General features: G+C 65.9%; 13 protein-coding genes. 9 read left to right on the forward strand and 4 right to left on the reverse strand.

Annotation, left to right across the window (positions count from 1 at the left end; translation table 11 throughout):
- Window positions 1-20 precede the first annotated feature (20 nt).
- Genes V3B48_RS12215 through V3B48_RS12225 form a run of 3 tightly spaced genes read left to right on the forward strand, consistent with a single transcriptional unit; the run spans window position 21 to window position 3,538 of the window.
- The gene (locus V3B48_RS12215; protein WP_329892927.1) at window positions 21-1,463 is read left to right on the forward strand and encodes a DUF3526 domain-containing protein; all 1,443 of its coding nucleotides are present in this window, start codon (window positions 21-23) and stop codon (window positions 1,461-1,463) included.
- On the forward strand, window positions 1,460-2,815 hold the full coding sequence (locus V3B48_RS12220; protein ID WP_329892926.1) for an ABC transporter permease subunit: 1,356 nt from the start codon (window positions 1,460-1,462) through the stop codon (window positions 2,813-2,815). Before V3B48_RS12215 ends, V3B48_RS12220 begins: the two co-directional genes overlap by 4 nt.
- A gap of 12 nt (window positions 2,816-2,827) precedes the next feature.
- Complete coding sequence (locus V3B48_RS12225) at window positions 2,828-3,538, forward strand: ABC transporter ATP-binding protein (RefSeq protein WP_285302082.1); 711 nt, start codon at window positions 2,828-2,830, stop codon at window positions 3,536-3,538.
- Here V3B48_RS12225 and V3B48_RS12230 read toward each other — a convergent pair.
- The 3 genes from V3B48_RS12230 to V3B48_RS12240 form a co-directional block, all read right to left on the reverse strand.
- A complete protein-coding gene (locus tag V3B48_RS12230; RefSeq protein ID WP_329892925.1) occupies window positions 3,535-5,376 on the reverse strand; it encodes an asparagine synthase-related protein in 1,842 nt (613 codons plus the stop codon). The genes V3B48_RS12225 and V3B48_RS12230 overlap by 4 nt on opposite strands.
- Window positions 5,377-5,387: 11 nt before the next feature.
- A complete protein-coding gene (locus tag V3B48_RS12235; RefSeq protein WP_329892924.1) occupies window positions 5,388-6,089 on the reverse strand; it encodes a lasso peptide biosynthesis B2 protein in 702 nt (233 codons plus the stop codon).
- Between the two features lie 75 nt (window positions 6,090-6,164).
- Window positions 6,165-6,326 carry a hypothetical protein gene (locus V3B48_RS12240; RefSeq protein WP_162292259.1) on the reverse strand — a complete coding sequence of 54 codons (162 nt, stop codon included), beginning with the start codon at window positions 6,324-6,326 and terminating at the stop codon, window positions 6,165-6,167.
- Between the two features lie 259 nt (window positions 6,327-6,585).
- On the opposite strand from V3B48_RS12240, the gene V3B48_RS12245 reads away from it, so the two are divergent.
- Window positions 6,586-7,458: a hypothetical protein gene (locus V3B48_RS12245; RefSeq protein ID WP_329893037.1), complete on the forward strand. Its 873-nt coding sequence runs from the start codon at window positions 6,586-6,588 to the stop codon at window positions 7,456-7,458.
- Between the two features lie 306 nt (window positions 7,459-7,764).
- Window positions 7,765-8,613 carry a helix-turn-helix transcriptional regulator gene (locus tag V3B48_RS12250; protein WP_329892923.1) on the forward strand — a complete coding sequence of 283 codons (849 nt, stop codon included), beginning with the start codon at window positions 7,765-7,767 and terminating at the stop codon, window positions 8,611-8,613.
- Window positions 8,614-8,662: 49 nt separating this feature from the next.
- On the opposite strand, the gene V3B48_RS12255 is transcribed toward V3B48_RS12250, so the two are convergent.
- Window positions 8,663-9,607, reverse strand: coding sequence for a PHB depolymerase family esterase (locus V3B48_RS12255; RefSeq protein WP_329893036.1), 945 nt, complete (start codon window positions 9,605-9,607; stop codon window positions 8,663-8,665).
- Window positions 9,608-9,888: 281 nt separating this feature from the next.
- Here V3B48_RS12255 and V3B48_RS12260 point away from each other — a divergent pair, with 281 nt between their 5' ends.
- The 4 genes from V3B48_RS12260 to V3B48_RS12275 are packed head-to-tail and all read left to right on the forward strand — an operon-like array spanning window position 9,889 to window position 16,801.
- Window positions 9,889-12,051 carry a TonB-dependent receptor gene (locus V3B48_RS12260; protein ID WP_329893035.1) on the forward strand — a complete coding sequence of 721 codons (2,163 nt, stop codon included), beginning with the start codon at window positions 9,889-9,891 and terminating at the stop codon, window positions 12,049-12,051.
- A 32-nt stretch (window positions 12,052-12,083) separates the two neighbouring features.
- Window positions 12,084-12,962, forward strand: coding sequence for an alpha/beta hydrolase (locus V3B48_RS12265; protein ID WP_329892922.1), 879 nt, complete (start codon window positions 12,084-12,086; stop codon window positions 12,960-12,962).
- On the forward strand, window positions 12,959-13,435 hold the full coding sequence (locus tag V3B48_RS12270; protein WP_329892921.1) for a MaoC family dehydratase: 477 nt from the start codon (window positions 12,959-12,961) through the stop codon (window positions 13,433-13,435). The genes V3B48_RS12265 and V3B48_RS12270 overlap by 4 nt, the downstream gene beginning before the upstream one ends.
- Before the next feature lie 36 nt (window positions 13,436-13,471).
- Window positions 13,472-16,801 (forward strand): PAS-domain containing protein, encoded by a 3,330-nt coding sequence (locus V3B48_RS12275; RefSeq protein ID WP_049422245.1) that lies wholly within the window; start codon window positions 13,472-13,474, stop codon window positions 16,799-16,801.
- The last annotated feature ends 4 nt before the right edge of the window (window positions 16,802-16,805 follow it).

Genomic DNA, 16,805 nt, shown 5'->3' on the forward strand with positions numbered 1-16,805 from the left:
TGCGCGCCGAAGCCCCTGCCTTGTCCCGGTCCGTCATGGCCATCCAGCAGGCGTTTGCTGTTGCGGCAACCCAGCTCACGTTGATGTGGCGCGAGCGGCGCGTGCTGTGGCTCGCCCTTGCCCTGTTGCTGATTGCGGGAGCATCGGTGCTCAGTGGTGCTGCACGCCTGACCCTGCAGGCGCAGGAGCGCCAGGCAATGAGCGAGGAAGAGGCGCGGCTCTGGGACAGCCAGGGCACAATCGACCCGCATAGCGCCGCACATGTGGGGCGTGCCATTGCTGCCCCTGTGCGGCCACTGGCTGCACTGGACCCGGGGCTGACGGACTACCTCGGAACCTCGGTGTTCATCGAGGGCCACGCGCAGAACCCGGCCCGGCACCGTGCCGTGGATGGTGGCACCGCACTCAGCCGTTTCGAGGGTTTCTCTGCGGCGTGGGCGCTGCAGGTGGTGGCGCCGCTGCTGATCATCCTGGCCGGGTTCGCCACACTGTCCGGCGATGTGGCCCGCGAGACGCTGCGCCAGGAACTCGGCACCGGCGCCTCGGCCGGCGTGCTGATCTGTGGACGCTTGATTGCCCTGGCGGCCGCCTCGCTGCTGCTGGTGATGGCCATGCTGCTGATCAGTCTTCCGGGGCTGTCCATCCAGTACGGCGACGCCACGGATCTTGCCGCCCTGCTCGCACTGGCGGCCGCCTACCTGCTCTATCTGCTGGTGTTCTGTGCACTTACCGTGGGGGTGTCGGCACTTGCCGGCTCGGCACGGACGTCACTGGTCGCGCTGCTCGGCTTCTGGGTGGTGTCCACACTGCTGCTGCCGAGGGTGGCGCCTGCGGTTGCCGAATCCCTGTACCCGACCCCTTCGGCACCGGCGTTCAGGACCGGCGTGACCGAAGAAGCGGAGAACGGCGCGGATGGCCATGACCCGGCCGACAAACGCCTTGATGCCCTGCGCACGGCGTTGATGGCGCGCTACCGGGTCGACAGCGTTGACGACCTGCCGCTGAACTTCCGCGGTGTGGCGCTGGAGTTTGCCGAGGCCAACTCGACGCGCGTCTACAACCGCCATTTCGATCGCCTGCATGCCACCTACCAGCAGCAGGACGCCACCCAGCGCCTGTTTGGTCTTGCCTCGCCAACGCTGGCGCTGCAGTCCTGGTCGCGCGCCTTCGCCGGCACGGATTTCCCGGCGCATCTGGCGTTCCTGCGCGGCGTGGAGGACTACCGCTATCGGTTGATCCAGGCACTCAACCAGGAAGTGAAACTGCACAAGGCACCACAAGGCGGGAAGCACGTGGCCGACATCGCCGGCATCACCCGTTCAGTGCACTACCGGCCACCGCAACAGACCCTGGCCGGTACCGCTACCGCGCAGCGCGGAAATCTCGTCATTCTGCTGGTCTGGCTGATGCTGGGTTGCGTGGTGGTGCTCATCTCCGCTCGGAAGCTGGGGAGATCGCCATGAACGTTGTATCGATTGCCCGCTATGAGATCCGCCGATTGCTGCGCGATCGAGCGCTGCCGGTGCTGCTTGTCCTGCTGCTCGGGCTGGGTGCCTACGCCGCGTGGAACGGCCGCGCATGGGTGGACCAGCGGGAGGCGGCCATCGCCCTGATCAAGCAGGAAGAACAACAGACGAAGGAACGCAGCCGGGCATTCGTCGGCAAGGCGCCCTCGGTGCTGCCCCGCGCCCAGCCGGTGCTTGCGCCTGCCGCCATGGCACCGCTGTCGATCGGCCAGGCAGACGCCTACCCCTACACCGCCGATGTGGTCGCGCTGGGCGATCCGACCCAGCTGCTCAAGCACGTTTGGGCCGACATCGGCAATCCAGCGGCACGGGCTGCGGGACGGTCCGACCTCGCCTTCGTCATCGTCTTCCTGCTGCCGTTGGTCATTCTCGTGGCCACCCACGATCTGTGGTCCCGTGAGCGCGAGCGCGGCATCGCGGCGCTGGTGCTGTCACAGCCGGTGTCGGCAACGCGCCTGCTGATGGTCAAGGTGCTGGCCCGTGGCCTGATGGTGCTGCTGCCCGCACTGGCCATCCTCCTGGCGGTGACGATCGGGGCCGGCGCGCGCAGTCCTGCGGGCCTGGCCATGCTGGCCCTGACCGTCCTCCTGTACGGCGCGTTCTGGCTGGCCCTTGCACTGCTGATCGGCTGCCTTACCCGGCGCACCACCGAGGCGGCCATCGCCGCCGGCGCGCTGTGGCTGCTGATCGTGGTCATGGCGCCGTCGCTGGCGCTGGCCACGGTGAATCTGATCGCGCCGCCGCCGTCACAGATGCAGTTCGCCACCGAAGTAAAGGCGATGCAGTCCGACATCGCCACGCGCCAGCGGCGCGAGCATGCGACGTCGGCGCCAGTGAATTCGCCGTCCCCCGTCATCTCCGACACTGTGCGCCAGGCCTACGCCGATCGGGTTGCAGCTGACCGGGAACTGGAACGCCTGATCGCCTCGCATGCGCAGGCCGAGGCCGCACATCGCCAGGTTCTGGACAAGGTGCGGCTGCTGCTGCCGGCCGTCGCGACACAGGACACGCTCGACCGCATCGCAGGCTCGGATGCCGACCGCGCGCTCGACTTCCAGGGGCAGGTCCACTCCTTCTGGCAGGCGCGGCGGCTGTTGCACAAGGCCTATCTGGATCGTGACGCGCCGCAGACCTTCGAAGAGTACGACACCCTGCCCCGCTTCCAGTTCCACGAAACAGCCGGCGTCGCCCAACGTGGTGTCCTCGCCGATCTCGCCGCACTGATCATTGCCACCCTGCTTGTCCTGCTTGCAGCCGGTGCATTGCGCAGCCGGCTGGCAACGCCCTGAGGAGACGTCCACATGCTGTCTGCAAAAAGCCTGGTCATGGAACACGGTGCACATCGGGCGCTGGATGACGTCAGCTTCGAGGTGAAGCCCGGCGAGATCTTCTGCCTGCTGGGCGCCAACGGCGCCGGCAAGTCGACCACCATCAAGCTGTTCCTTGGCTTTCTGAAACCCACCTCCGGTGCGGCCGAAGTGGACGGTCTCAGTGCGCACCAGCAGCCGCAGGAGGTACGCCGGCGGCTGCTGTACATCCCCGAGACCGTCGCGCTGTACGACGAGCTGACCGGCTACGAGAATCTGGACTACTTCGCCCGCCTGGCCGGTGTCGAGGAACGCTCGCCAGCGCGGTTGAAGGACGCACTCAGGTCCGCCGGCCTGGCGAGCGACGCATTCGGGCGACGCGTGGGTCTCTATTCCAAGGGCATGCGGCAGAAGGTCGGCATCGCACTGGCCATCGTCAAGGAAGCCAGCGCCCTGTTGCTGGATGAACCCACCTCGGGCCTGGACCCAACGGCGTCAGCCGAATTCCATGAGTTGATCGTGCGGGAACGCGATCGCGGCACGGCGATCCTGATGGCCACCCACGATCTGTTCCGCGCCCGGGAAGTGGCGACCACGATCGGCCTGATGCGGGCCGGCCGCCTGCGCAGGACGCTTGATGCCAGCACGATCACCGCGAACGATCTTGAGAGCCTGTACCTGGAAGAAATGAGCCGCAGCGCCTAGGCCACGGCGGCCGCCTGCGCGCCACGCTGGCCGGACCAGCGCCGCAGCCACGCTTCGATGTTGATCTGCGGGCCGAAGATGCCGAGCACCTGCGAAGAGTGGTCCGGGCCGACCTGCTGGATGCCGGCATCGGCCAGCGCGCTGTCGAGATAGCCGCGCCTGGCCAGCATACCGTCAACCAGCAGATTCCTGATGAACTGCTGGTGCCCCTGGGTGACCGCCACGGAGTGATCATCCAGATAGGATTTCACCTTCCGCGACAGCAGCACCTCCGGCAACAGGCCTTTCATTGCACGCCGCGCGATGGTGCGGTCTTCCGCGTCCGCGATGAGCAGGTGCAGCGGAATGCGCGCGAACAGTTCGACAAGCGGCTGCGCACTGATCGGCGATACGCCATGCCAGTGGCCTGCACCTTCGAAGGGATCAAGGACGCTGGTCGGAAACACCATGCGGCCAATATGGGCCAGCTTGTAGGGTGATACGCGATGCCCCTGCGCCTGCGCGTGCCGCAACCAGGCCGGCTGCATGCCATCCTGTTCGGCGCGGTCCACCCGCACCCATGGGCAGGGTTTGCCCCAACGGCCATTGATGCGGCCTGGCCGCTTGAGCAGACCATGGACCATCGCATCCTTCAGCACCCCGTACAGTGAATCGCCGGACTGCGCGGTTTCGAATGCGACGCGGAAGAAATCCCGGTCGATGCCGCGCCGCCAGGCGTAGTCGATCGCAGCGGCATTGCCCTTGAAACGCAGGAACACCGCATCACCGCCAACACCGGTGAACTGCACGGTGTCACCGTCGAAGGCCACGTCACGGCGATGGAGAAGATAGCCGGAACAATGCGCCGGCCGGGCTGTACGCGGGAAGGTCATGATCTCTTCCAGCGCGCAGTGAGGTTGCCTTCGATACTCGATGTATTCGCAACGCCTGCCCGAGGAATCACTGGCCCCTTGCACTGCCATCCGCGCGAACAGCCGTTCGTCGGCACCGATGCCCTCATCGTAGTGGTGGACACACGTCACCTCCGGTGCCGACGGCGCCTGCAACAGGCCGGCCAGGATGATCGAGGAATCCAGCCCGCCTGACAGCTGCAGCTGGATGCGCCGGTGCGGGCTGGCCAGTGCACCGATGCAGCCCAGCAGCGTGGAACGCGCCAGCGACACGGCTTGCTGAAGATCTTCGATCGGCGCGTCGCGGGCCAGCCGCACCACGTCCCACTGGCAGTGCCGGCCCACCGGCTCTCCATCGCGGATTGAAACCGCTTCACCCGCTTCGACCGCAGTGACCTCCTGGAAGCCGGTCTGCAGGCCATCACGAAACGGGTACAGCAGCGAGTACGACAGGAAGGACCAGTCAACACTGAATTCGCGCAGACCCAGCATCAGGCAGTCTTCCATGTTGGAGAAGACCAGCGTCAACTGGCCCACCGTGGTCATATAGCACGGGATCTCCGCAGTGGGATCGCGCAGGACGAACCAGCTCGACGTTTCCTGCTGGAAGCCGAACGCCACGTAGCGGCCCCAGTAGTGTTCTACGATGCTGCGGCCCTGGCTGCTGCAGGCGGCGTCCGCTGTGGCGGGATCCAGGTTCACGCAGCAAGGCACTTTGCCTTCGCCGAACGTTTTGTGAAACAGCTTGCCCAGTACCACCAGCGAGTTCGAGCGATTGCATTCGAAATAGCCGTGGTTGTCGCTCTGCACATGGATCGCCGCGCCATTGTCGTTCAACACGCAGGCGATGCCGGGCAGCCTGGCGCCGATCCTTTCCACGATGCGTTCCGCCTGCGCCGTCGCGGATTCCGAGTGGGTGTTCCAGAGCACGGCGATGTATCGGTACATGGCAGGTTTCGTTACAGCACCAGGATGGGAACCATCCGGCGCAGGTTGAAGGGAATGTCGGTCAACACCTGATCGCCGTGCTGCAGCCAGCAATGCGCGGCGAACGGCTGGGTTCTGACGGCGAACACCCAGGCCGGAACGATGCCGTAGTTCGACAGGAATCCGCGCATCGCCAGGCAGTAGAGAAAGCACTCATCGGTTTTCCTGAAGGCCAGGGGCCGAAGCCAGTCGAACACCCGCACCCGCAGGGCCAGTTCTTCAGCGCTTACCGGCCGGCTGTGGCCGCGATCCGCCCGACGGCGCACGGCCGACACCGTGGAACTGAAAGGAAGGAACGTTCTGCTGCAGGCGGCATACGCGCACGAGGCGATGAATCGACGCAGGTCGCGCGCCATGATGGGCGGACGGCCTCGCGGCGCGCCTTCGCGCGCCCAGTACCGAGGCAGCGCAATGGCAGGGCTGGCAGCGGATTTCCCCTGCTGCGGATCCGCGGTGATCAGGCGGCGGTCGATCAAGGCCTGCAGAAGCCTTGGCGTGCTTGCGTCATCGGACTGCAGGGGCCAATCGAGAACGAGCTTGCCAAGGCCTGCGGCGCCGCGTTTTTCAAGGGAAAGATACTTTCCCGTGGCCTGGTCCAGAATCACCATCGCATCGCCGGTGACACAGACGTGGGCGTGCTTTGACAGGAAATACGGGGCGGCAGCCTGCTCCATCATGCGCTCCTGCGCCGGAACCGGAGAAGCGGTGCATGCAGGGCATGCACCGCAGATGCGGCATTGCGCGGTAGATCAGGGCGACGTGGTCGGGAACACGCCATCCCACAACGTGCCGTGGTTGTGCGCCTTCGTTTCCGAAACCACCGAGCCCAGCTCGATCAGTTCGCCACCCATGCCCTGATCCTCAGGGTTCTGCTGTCCTGCCACTACACCCAGCTCAATCAGCTCGTTCATGAACATCTCCTATCGTCAGTGGATGTACCCGCGCATTGCGTTGGATCGCGTTGCATTGGATACGGAGCAGCCAAGCCACCATCGCCGCGACATTGCAGGGCGATTGCCGCCAAGGCACCTGAATGTTACGATATAACATATTATTTTGGCGTGACGAATGACGCCAGTGGCCCGTTGTCGATATGACCTACGAGAGGCGAGAGGGATGAGCAGCGAGATCAGAGACGACGGCCTGGATCCCACGCTTCTGCTGAAAGGGATGTTTCCCTTGCCGAAGTTCATCCGTTTCGTACGGGAGCGTTGCCCACCGGGACGCTTCGACGAGGCTGCGCTGGTGGAGGAATGGCGGACGGCACGTGCCGAGGTGCTGAGGCTGCAGCAGGAGGAAGCCGGTGAGGCCGACGCCATCAATGTCCATGCGTTACCGGATGAGATGCTGCCGCTGGCTGAGCAGGCGCTGCGGCAACCCTCGATGCACCGGATGACGAGTGTTCTGCCACGCAGTTGGCAGATGGTCGAGATCGATCGACTGGTGATCTTCCAGGAGTGCATCAACCTGCGTCACATCGACCAGTTGGCGGCATCCCTGACCGCCTCGCCCAGCGCGCAGGAGGTCATGCAGCTTGTCGCGCGCAGCGGCAGCCATGCACATCCGGAAGTGCGCTTCACCCAGTCCGATGGCAGCTACACCTTCGCGTCCACCTCGAGCGACCTGCGCTTCCTCGATGTGGCGACCCTCGATCCGGCTGCCATCGCCGACTACGAGCCGTTCGGCGCAGCCAGCCACGCCGTCGTCATCTATCTGGGTTTCAGTGACAACCTGATCAGCGCCACCCGGTTCGGCAGGCGCATGGTGCTGACCAATGGCTCCCATCGCCTGTACCTGCTGCGCCGGCTCGGGTTCCGCCATGCGCCCTGCCTCGTCACCGATGCCTCCGACAGCGACCTCAGCGAGGTTCTGCTGCCGGCGGCGGTCAAGCAGGATCGCGGGTTCTACCTGTCTTCGCCGCGGCCGCCGCTGTTCAAGGATTATGTCGACCCGCGCCTGACCTGCGTGGTACCGGTCACCCGCAAGCACTACGCTCTGAGGGCCAAGCTCGACCTGCAGAGGATCACGGTTCCGGCGATGTAATCCTGGGCCGAGCCCTCCCTTCCCTGGGGCCACGTCGACAGAGATGGCCGGATTGGTGAATCACCTGGCGGAACTGTCGAATGACGCCTGCGGGCTTGCCGCATACGCTTCCCATCCTCAACAAGAGAGGATGTCAGCGTGATTGAACAGCCACGGACCACCGAGCCCGCAGGAAAGGACACGCCGATCGTCCATGTCCTGATGGGACTGATCTGTGTCTGGCACCGGCGCCAACCGGGGTCGGCACACGATGACCAGTGAGCGCCACCGTGCTGTGCGGCGTCCCTCTCGGACCTAGGCGCCGCCGTGGAGATTTCGATTGCAGGGCTGAGCGAGATTGGGCCCGACTACCCGGACCGTGTCGATCTTCCGGTGATGGTGCTTGGGCTGGACCCCATTCCAGATGCCTGGCAGATGCCCTTCCATGCGCACCGGAAGGCACAGCTGCTGGTTGCCACGCGCGGCTTGATCATGCTGGAGACCGCAGCCGGCCTGTGGGTGGTTCCCCCGCAGGGCGCGATCTGGATTCCCGGTGGCCTGTCCCATCGGGCCAGCAGCAGTGGGCGGCCGCATGGGTTCGTGGTGTTCGTGGAACCCGGTGTCGTGCCGGGGCTGCCGACGCACTGCGCTGCAATGGCGATCACCCCGTTCATGCAGGCCCTGCTGGAGCGGGCGTCCGCCCTTCCCGGGCACTACGAGCCCGGCAGTGCGCAGGACCGCCTGATGGCCGTGTTCCTGGATGAGCTGATCGCCGCGCCACCGGAGTGGCTCCATCTGCCCATGCCATCCGATGCAAGGTTGCGCCGGCTGGCCAACGCAATGCTGGACACGCCAGCCGAACGGGCAACGCTTGAAGTCTGGGCGAGCCGGATTGGAATGAGCGAGCGCAACATGTCGCGCCTGTTCTCTGGAGAAACCGGTTTAAGCGTAAGGCGCTGGCGCAGGCAGCTGCATGTGGTGGTCGCGCTGCCGCTGCTGGCCAAAGGCAGGACAGTACAGGCCGTTGCGGACCACCTGGGCTATGACAGTGCCGGAGCGTTCGTGACCATGTTCCGCAAGACCGTGGGTGCACCACCCAAGCGCTTCCTCGCGGAACGAGGCACTCGGCAGCCAGTATCGGACGCCGACGATCAGCGGCCGCAGGAGCCACGTTGACCGATGTGGGAGCGCGTGGCTCCCGCACCGGCAAGGATTGCCCTTCCCCTCAGCGCTGGTAGTCCTTCAGGAACAACCACGTGATCAGCGTGGCATCCGGTCCCTTCGGGTCGGTGAACGGCAGGCCGGACTGGCTGCCGCTCCAGGCATGCCCCATGCCCTGCACCACGTAGTGCTGCACCAGCGTCCTGCCACCATAGGCATAGGTGTCCACGGTGTAAGCGCGCCCACCCGGCACCTGCCCCTGGTAGGTGCTGGTCGGCAGGTACTTCACCGAATCGTTGTCCAGGCCATCGTCGGCCAGGTCATTGGTCTGCAGGAACTGGCGCACGGCCTGCTGCCCGTTCACCGGATTGACGGTGAGATCGGCGCTGCCATGGAACACCAGCACCGGGATCGGACGCGGTGACGGCGAGCCCGAACACTGCCAGGCCAGCCGGCCATTGCTGTCCGGCGAATAGATGCTGCCGGCCAGCAACGCATAGGCGCTACCGGAAATCGTGGTCGCACCCTTGAACATGCCGCCGGAATGGATGGCGCCGGCGGCGAACACATCCGAGTAGCAGGCCAGCATGATCGAAGTCATCGCACCGCCCGCGGAAATGCCAGTGACGTAGACCCGATGTGGATCGACGCTGTAACCGGACTTCACCTTGTCCACGATGCCAGCCAGGATCGAGGCCTCGCCGCTGTCGCGCGCCTGGTTGATCGGCAGCTGCCAGTTCCAGCAGCGGGCCGGGTTGGAGGTGACGTTCTGCCGGGGGTAGACCACGATGAACCCCTCAGTGTCGGCCACATCATTGAAGCCTGACGCCTCGCCCATCAGGTTCGGCCCGGTCACACAGCCATGCAGCACCAGCAGCAGCGGCAGCGGCCGGCTGTCGTCATAGCCGGCCGGCACCCAGACCTGGTACTCGCGGGCGCCGAACAGATTGCCGTACAGGCCGATATCCCAATGCCCGGCCGGGCCAGCGGCAAGCGCGCTGCCCGCCATCGCCAGCCAGCTGCACAACACCAGCAGTACCGCCTTGATCGAATCGATTCCGGATTTCTTGGCCAGATCCTCGTGCGTGAGTCGTGGATGAAGGAGTACCGGGGACCGCTTCCGGCTGGGGACGCGCCCAGTATCCGCATCCACCGGCCGCTGCCGACTGGACCTAGGTCCACTCGCTGCTGGCCGATGACACCGCTAGCCTTGGCTGCAGGGGTGGCAATGGGCCATCCGCACGCTCATGCCTGGGGGAGGACCGAATGAAACGGAATTGTTTGAGTCTCATGATCGGCGCGCTGCTGGCCACGGGGCCGGTACTGGCACAGGAATCACCGACGGCAGGCAGATCCGCTTCGCCGACCAACCTGGACAGCATCAAGGTCACCGCGCGCAAGCGTGAGGAAACCCTGCAGGAGGTGCCGGTCGCAGTCACCGCCTTTACCTCCGAGGCGCTGGACAAGATGAATGTCCAGGACATCAGCGACCTGGACGCGCAGGTGCCCAACCTGACCATCTACGCGGCGCGCGGCGCCAGCAGCACGGTCACCGCCTACATCCGCGGCATCGGCCAGTCCGATCCCACCTGGGGCGCCGATCCGGGCGTAGGCATCTACCTGGATGACGTCTACATCGCGCGCCCGCAGGGTGCGCTGCTGGATGTGTTCGATGTCTCGCGCATCGAGGTGCTGCGCGGCCCGCAGGGCACGCTCTACGGCAAGAACACCATCGGCGGCGCGATCAAGTACATCTCGCGCGGCCTGCCCACCCAGACCGAGGGCTTCGCCCAGATCACCGTGGGCAACTACAGCCAGCTGGATGCGAAGGCGGCCATCGGCGGCCCGATTGGTGGCGCCGACAGTGGCCTGCGCGCCCGCGTGGCGGTGGCCAGCATGAACCACGACGGGTTTGGCGAGAACACCTTCAACGGCCAGCCGGTCAGCGACAAGCAGATCAATGCCGCACGACTGAACGTCGGCGCGTACGCGGGCGATGACTTCGACGTGCAGTTCGCACTGGACTGGATCGATGACCAGTCCGGCATGCGCGGTTCGAAGATGCTGGCGCCCAATCCGTTCCTGCGCGCATACCCGCCGATGGACAGCCGCTATGACATCCGCTCGGGCATGCGCAACCTCAACAACGTGGAGAGCAAGGGTGCCTCGGCCACGGTGAACTGGCGGCCGAACGACGACATTGCACTGAAGTACGTGGTCGCCAAGCGTGAATCGGACAGCGAGGCCAACATCGACTTCGATACCGCGCCGGTCAAGCTGGCCGACGTGGGTGGCACCTATCACGACGACCAGGTCAGCAACGAAGTGCAATTGAACTACGATGCCGGCGGCCGGGTGCGCGGTGTGGTCGGCCTGTACCAGTTCAGTGGCGAGGCGGGCGGCCAGATCCAGAACAACTACTTCAGTGCGCAGTTCGCCGACAACCAGGGCAAGGTGTTGACCGACAGCATCGCGCTGTACGCGGACTGGACCTTCGACCTGACCAGCAAACTCAAGCTGGATGTAGGCGCCCGTTACACCGACGAGGACAAGCGCGCGATCGTGCTGAACCGCCTGTACGCCGACCCGGCCTTCAGCCGCCCGGTAGCGGTGACCGCGGACTTCGACAAGAAGACCAACTTCAAGAACGTCTCGCCCAAGGTCTCGCTGGACTACCAGATCACTCCGGACATCATGGTCTACGGCCTGGCCACGCGTGGCTTCAAGTCCGGTGGCTACAACATCCGCGCCAACGCTGTGGCCGTGCCGCGCTCGGCCGAACCGTTCGATGACGAGACCGTGGACAGCTACGAGGTCGGCAGCAAGATGGCCTTCCTCGACCAGCGCCTGTTCCTCAATCTGTCGGCCTTCTACAACAAGTACAAGGACATCCAGCTATCGGTCTTCACCGGCCTGGATACCAATGGTGATGGCATCGACGATTCCTTCTTCGGCGATTTCACCAATGCCGGCGCGGGTACCGTCAAGGGCCTGGAGGTCGAGTACCAGTACCTGCCCAGCCAGCACTGGCTGATCTCCGGCAACCTGGCCTGGCTGGACACCAAGTACGACGAGTACATGGATCGTGGCGTCAATGTGGCCAGGCAGATGAAGTTCACCAACGCGCCGGAGTTCTCGGGCGCGTTCAACGTGGAGTACCGCACCGAGCTGGCCAACGGCAGCAACCTGTCGGCACGGGTGAGTTACAGCTACCAGAGCGAGGTGTGGCCGACCACCGACCTGAGCCCGGTGATCCGCCAGCAGGGCTACGGGCTGGTCAATGCCGGCGTCATCTGGCGCCTGGATGATGCGTGGACCTTCTCGCTGCAGGGCACCAACCTGGCCGACAAGGAATACCGCACCACCGGCTACAACATCCCGGCGGTCGGCACGCTGATTGGCTTCTATGGTCCGCCACGCCAATATAGCCTCAGCGTCCGTTACGATTTCTAGCGCATCCGTTACGATCTCCAGGAAGCTTCTGCATGACGCAGTCTTACGACGACCTGTACTGGAACAGCAATGATGGGTTGCGCCTGCACGCGCGCGACCATGCACCCGATGCGGGGCAGGCAGCGCGTGGCACGGTGGTCTGCATTCCCGGGCTGACCCGCAATGGCGCTGATTTCGATGCGCTTGCCGATGTGCTTACCGCCGAGGGCTGGCGCGTGATCGCGGTCGACCTGCGCGGTCGCGCAGGGTCGGAACGCGCATATGACCCGTCCAGCTACAACCCGCGTGCCTATGCGGATGACATGGTTGCGCTGCTGCGCTCGCAGAACATCGCCAAGGCGGTATTCGTCGGCACCTCGCTGGGCGTGCTGGTGACCATCACCCTCGCCTCGCGCGCGCCCGAGCGGATCGCGGGCGCGGTGCTCAACGATGCCGGCCCCAAGGTGCCGCGTGAGGCGCTGGCACGGATCGGCAAGTACGCCGGCAAGCCGGTGCCGCCGATGGACCTGGTGCAGGCCACCGCTTACGTGGAATCCATCGGCAAGGCCGCGTTCCCTCGCTTCAGTACCGACGACTGGCGGCAGATGGCGGTGCGCACCTTCCGCCCGCGCAGCGATGGGCTGCTGGAGCTGGATTACGATCCGGCCGTGATCCGAACGACACGTCCCTGGCTGCTGTGGTTGCTGCGGCCGGTGCTGTGGCGTGCGGTTCGTGGGCTGACCGCACGGGTGCCGGTACTGGTGGTGCGCGGTGCGCTGTCCGACATCCTGCCGGTCGATGTCGCGCGGCAGATGGCGGCCACCTCGGAAAGTGCCCGCCTGGTGGAAGTGCCGGATGTGGGACACGCTCCGATGCTGTCCGAGCCAGAGGCACGTGACGCGATCCTGACCTTGCTGGAGCGTGTGGCGTGAGTGCAGACAGCAACCTGCCTCCCGCGCTGCAGGGGTTGCAGCAGTGGGCGGCCAGCGAGCGGGTGAGTGGCGTGACCCACGTGGACCAGGCGCGCATCGATGCCTTTGCCGACGCCACCGGCGACCACAACTGGATCCACGTCGATTCAGGCCGCGCGCAGACGCAGCTGCCGGGCGGGCAGACCATCGCGCACGGTTTCCTGCTGCTCTCGCTCACCGTGCAGGACGATGTGGCCGCCCTCACCGGCTTCCCCGGCATCGCCCATGTGCTCAACTACGGCCTCAACAAGATCCGCTTCCTGGCGCCGGTACCCAGCGGGTCCGGGGTGCGGGTACGCTCGCAGCTGGTGTCACTGGAGGCGCGCCAGCCCGGCCAGTGGCTGCTGACCCAGCGCAAGGCCGTCGAGCGGGTTGTCGATGGCGAGCTGGCACTGGTCGCTGAGCAGCTGTCACTGATCGTGGTCGTCCCCTAGCACCCCCCTGCCCGGTTCTCTCCCTACACTGGAGCGATGTTGACGCCCTCCATCGTCCTCTTCGCCTGCATTGCATGGACCGCACTGCTGTTTGGCGTGGCGCTGTGGGGTGAGCGCCGGGGGCACCGGCTTTCGAAGGCATGGCCGCTCATCTATGCGCTGTCGCTGGCCGTGCACTGCACCGCGTGGACCTACTACGGCGCGGCCTCGCAGGGACTGCAATGGGGCTTCCCCATTCCACCCACCCTGGCCGGCATGGCGTTGATCTTTGCCTTCGGCCTGCCGTTCCTGCTCCGCCTGGGGCGGCTGGCCAAGCAGCACAACAGTGCCACCATCGCTGATCTGGTCGTCGCACGACTGCGTGCCGATCGCGGTCTCGGCTTCACCATCACCCTGGTGGCACTGTTCGGCATCATTCCTTACATCGCCCTGCAGCTGAAAGCCGTCAGTCAGGGCCTGGGCGCCTTGCTGGGCGATCGTTTCGCGCCTGCTGCCGCGCAGCTGGACATGTCGTTCTGGTTCGCCCTGACGATGGCCGCGTTCACCCTGCTGTTCGGTGCACGCAAAGCATCGGCTACCGAGCCCAATCGTGGCATCGTGGTCGCACTGGGGCTGGAGTCGGTATTGAAGCTGGTGGCGCTGCTCGCCATTGGCCTCTATGCGGCGCTGTCGGTGCGCCAGGCGGGCACGCCGCTGCTGGAAAAGATGGCGCAGCTGCCGCCACCGGCCATCATGCCGGACTATCTGACCATGGTCGCGCTGGGCGCGATCTCCGCGTTCACCCTGCCGCACCAGTTCCATGTCGGCGTGGTCGAGCTGCGCCAGACCTCGGACCTGAGGACGGCACGCTGGTTGTTCCCGGTCTACCTGCTGCTGATCGGGCTGCCGTCGGTGCCGATGGCGCTGGCCGGTGCCGCGCAGCTGCCCGCATCGGTGTCGCCTGACCTGTACGTGCTGGCGCTGCCGCAGGCCGGCGGCCACCACCTGCTGGCCTTGCTGGCCTATCTGGGCAGCCTGAGCGCCGCCACCGGCATGATGATCCTTTCGGGGCTGACCCTGTCGATCATGCTCGGCAACCATGGCTTCGGCTCACGGTTGCTGGACGGTATTGCCGGCGGTGCCGCGGCGGCCGACCTGCGTCCACGCGTGCTGGCCTTCCGCCGTGCCGGCATCCTCGCCGTGTTCCTGATGTCGTGGCTGTACAGCCGGGCGATGAGCGACACCGAGGCACTCAGCGATTTCGGCCTGATGTCCTTCACCGCCCTCTCGCAGCTGGCGCCGGCGGTCCTGCTGGCGGTGTATCGCCCGCGCACGCCTTCTCCGGCCATCATCGCCGGCATCGTGCTGGGGTCGTTGGCCTGGCTGTGGCTGGTGCTGCTGCCGATGGTGATCCCTGCCACGCCCCCAGCCTCGGGCCCCGATGACCTGCACTGGCTGTCCGTGGTCTCGCTGCGCCTGCAGTCGGGCCATATCGCCATCAGCATGGGCGCCAGTCTGGCGGTCAACCTGCTGACGGTTGCGCTGGTGTCGCGCGCGGTGCGTCCCTCGTTGCCGCGACGACGGGATGCGGTGGCAGCAGCCTCGCTGCGCAGGACGGCCGGACGCTTCCTCGGCCAGGAGCGGGCCCGGCAACTGATGGATGGGCATGCCGGGCAGCTGCTGGACGACGACCGGGTCATCACCATCGAACGCGAACTGAGCGCCGTGGTCGGCGCGGGCATGGCGCGCCTGCTGGTGGAGGCCGCTCGCGATGGCGGTGCCGCGCCCTTGGATGCGGTAACCCGTGCTGTAGGCGAAGCCACCCAGGCGCTGCGCTTCAACCAGCGCCTGCTGGAAGCGGCGCTGGAAAACATGAGCCAGGGCATCAGCGTGGTCGACGCGCAGCTGCAGCTGGTAGCCTGGAACAGCCGCTACGCCGCGTTGTTCAAGTTTCCGCCCGAGTTGCTGCAGGTCGGGCAGCCGGTGGTCAATCTGACAGCGTGGGCGCTGGCCGAACTGAAGATCGGCGACGGCCCTGGTGACTCTCGCGACAAGGCCCTGCAGCGTCGCGCCGCACACATGCGGCGTGGCACGCCGCATCTGTCCGAACGGATCTTCCCCGACAACACCATCGTCGAGATCCGTGGCAATCCAATGCCCGGCGGTGGCTACGTAGCCACCTTCACCGACGTCACCGCCTTCCGGCGTGCCGAGGAAGCGCTCAAGCGCAGCAACGAAACCCTCGAGCGCCGCGTGCAGGACCGCACCGCACGGCTGGAACAGGCAGTGCACGAAGCCGAGCGCGCGAACGTTGCCAAGACACGCTTCCTGACGGCGGTCGGCCACGACCTGATCCAGCCACTGCATGCGGCGCAGCTGCTGACCGATGCGATGTCGCAGCACATCGAATCGGAGTTCCTCGACAGTTTCCTGCGCCAGATCCGTGGTGCGCTGGACTCCACCGACGACCTGCTGTCCGGGCTGCTGGATATCTCCCGTCTTGAGGCGGGCGGGCTGGTCGCCGATCCGCGCCCCTTCGCGCTGTCGACCGTCCTGGATCCGCTCGCGCAGGAGTTCGCGGTACTGGCGGCGGCGCGCGGCCTGCAGTTCCGCCATGTGCGGAGCCAGGCCTGGGTCCATAGCGACCCCCTGCTGCTGCGCCGGGTGCTGCAGAACTTCCTGGCCAATGCCATTCGTTACACCCGCCATGGCGGTGTGTTGCTCGGTGTGCGCCGCCAGGGACAGGCACTGCTGATCGGTGTGCATGACACCGGCCCCGGCATTGCTCCGGAGCAGCAGGCGGTGGTGTTTGAGGAATTCCACCGGGTCGATCGCAGCAACGGCCAAGGACTGGGCCTGGGCTTGACCATCGCACACCGCATCGCCGACCTGCTGCACGCACCCCTGCACCTGCGCAGCGTGCCCGAGCACGGCTCGGCCTTCTCGATCAGCGTGCAACGCGCAGCACCCCCTGCGACCCCGCGCAGCTCGCCGCCGGCAGCCGGCAGCAGCGCGCTCAAGGGAGTCCGCGTGCTGGTGGTCGACAACGACCCGGACGCATTGGAGGCGATGCGGCAGCTGCTGCTTTCCTGGGGTTGCGATGTCATCGCGGCAGGCCAAGCCGATGACATCGGACCGTCAGCGCACGAGGCGGCGCTGTGGTTGTTCGACTATCACCTGGATGATGGCGATACCGGTGTTGCGCTGTGGAAGCGGCTGGTAGGCATGCATGGGCCGCGTCCGACGGTGATCCTCAGTGCGGATGCCGGCAGCGATACGCGCGAGGCGGTGCGCGGCGTTGGGCTGTCCCTGCTCAACAAGCCGTTCAAACCGTTGGCGCTGCGCTGGGCGATCAACCACCTGCTGGCGGCCAGTACCACGCCCTGACCGG

The sequence above is a fragment of the Stenotrophomonas sp. SMYL20 genome (genome assembly GCF_036320045.1).
GTDB lineage: Bacteria > Pseudomonadota > Gammaproteobacteria > Xanthomonadales > Xanthomonadaceae > Stenotrophomonas > Stenotrophomonas maltophilia_A.

Excerpts from the sequence above, each read along its gene's own strand:
- V3B48_RS12220 (WP_329892926.1), top strand. The coding sequence starts at position 1,460 with ATGAACGTTGTATCGATTGCCCGCTATGAGATCCGCCGATTGCTGCGC.
- V3B48_RS12225 (WP_285302082.1), top strand. The coding sequence starts at position 2,828 with ATGCTGTCTGCAAAAAGCCTGGTCATGGAACACGGTGCACATCGGGCG.
- V3B48_RS12230 (WP_329892925.1), bottom strand. The coding sequence starts at position 5,376 with ATGTACCGATACATCGCCGTGCTCTGGAACACCCACTCGGAATCCGCG.
- V3B48_RS12235 (WP_329892924.1), bottom strand. The coding sequence starts at position 6,089 with ATGGAGCAGGCTGCCGCCCCGTATTTCCTGTCAAAGCACGCCCACGTC.
- V3B48_RS12240 (WP_162292259.1), bottom strand. The coding sequence starts at position 6,326 with ATGAACGAGCTGATTGAGCTGGGTGTAGTGGCAGGACAGCAGAACCCT.
- V3B48_RS12245 (WP_329893037.1), top strand. The coding sequence starts at position 6,586 with ATGTTTCCCTTGCCGAAGTTCATCCGTTTCGTACGGGAGCGTTGCCCA.
- V3B48_RS12255 (WP_329893036.1), bottom strand. The coding sequence starts at position 9,607 with ATGGCGGGCAGCGCGCTTGCCGCTGGCCCGGCCGGGCATTGGGATATC.
- V3B48_RS12260 (WP_329893035.1), top strand. The coding sequence starts at position 9,889 with ATGATCGGCGCGCTGCTGGCCACGGGGCCGGTACTGGCACAGGAATCA.
- V3B48_RS12265 (WP_329892922.1), top strand. The coding sequence starts at position 12,084 with ATGACGCAGTCTTACGACGACCTGTACTGGAACAGCAATGATGGGTTG.
- V3B48_RS12275 (WP_049422245.1), top strand. The coding sequence starts at position 13,472 with ATGTTGACGCCCTCCATCGTCCTCTTCGCCTGCATTGCATGGACCGCA.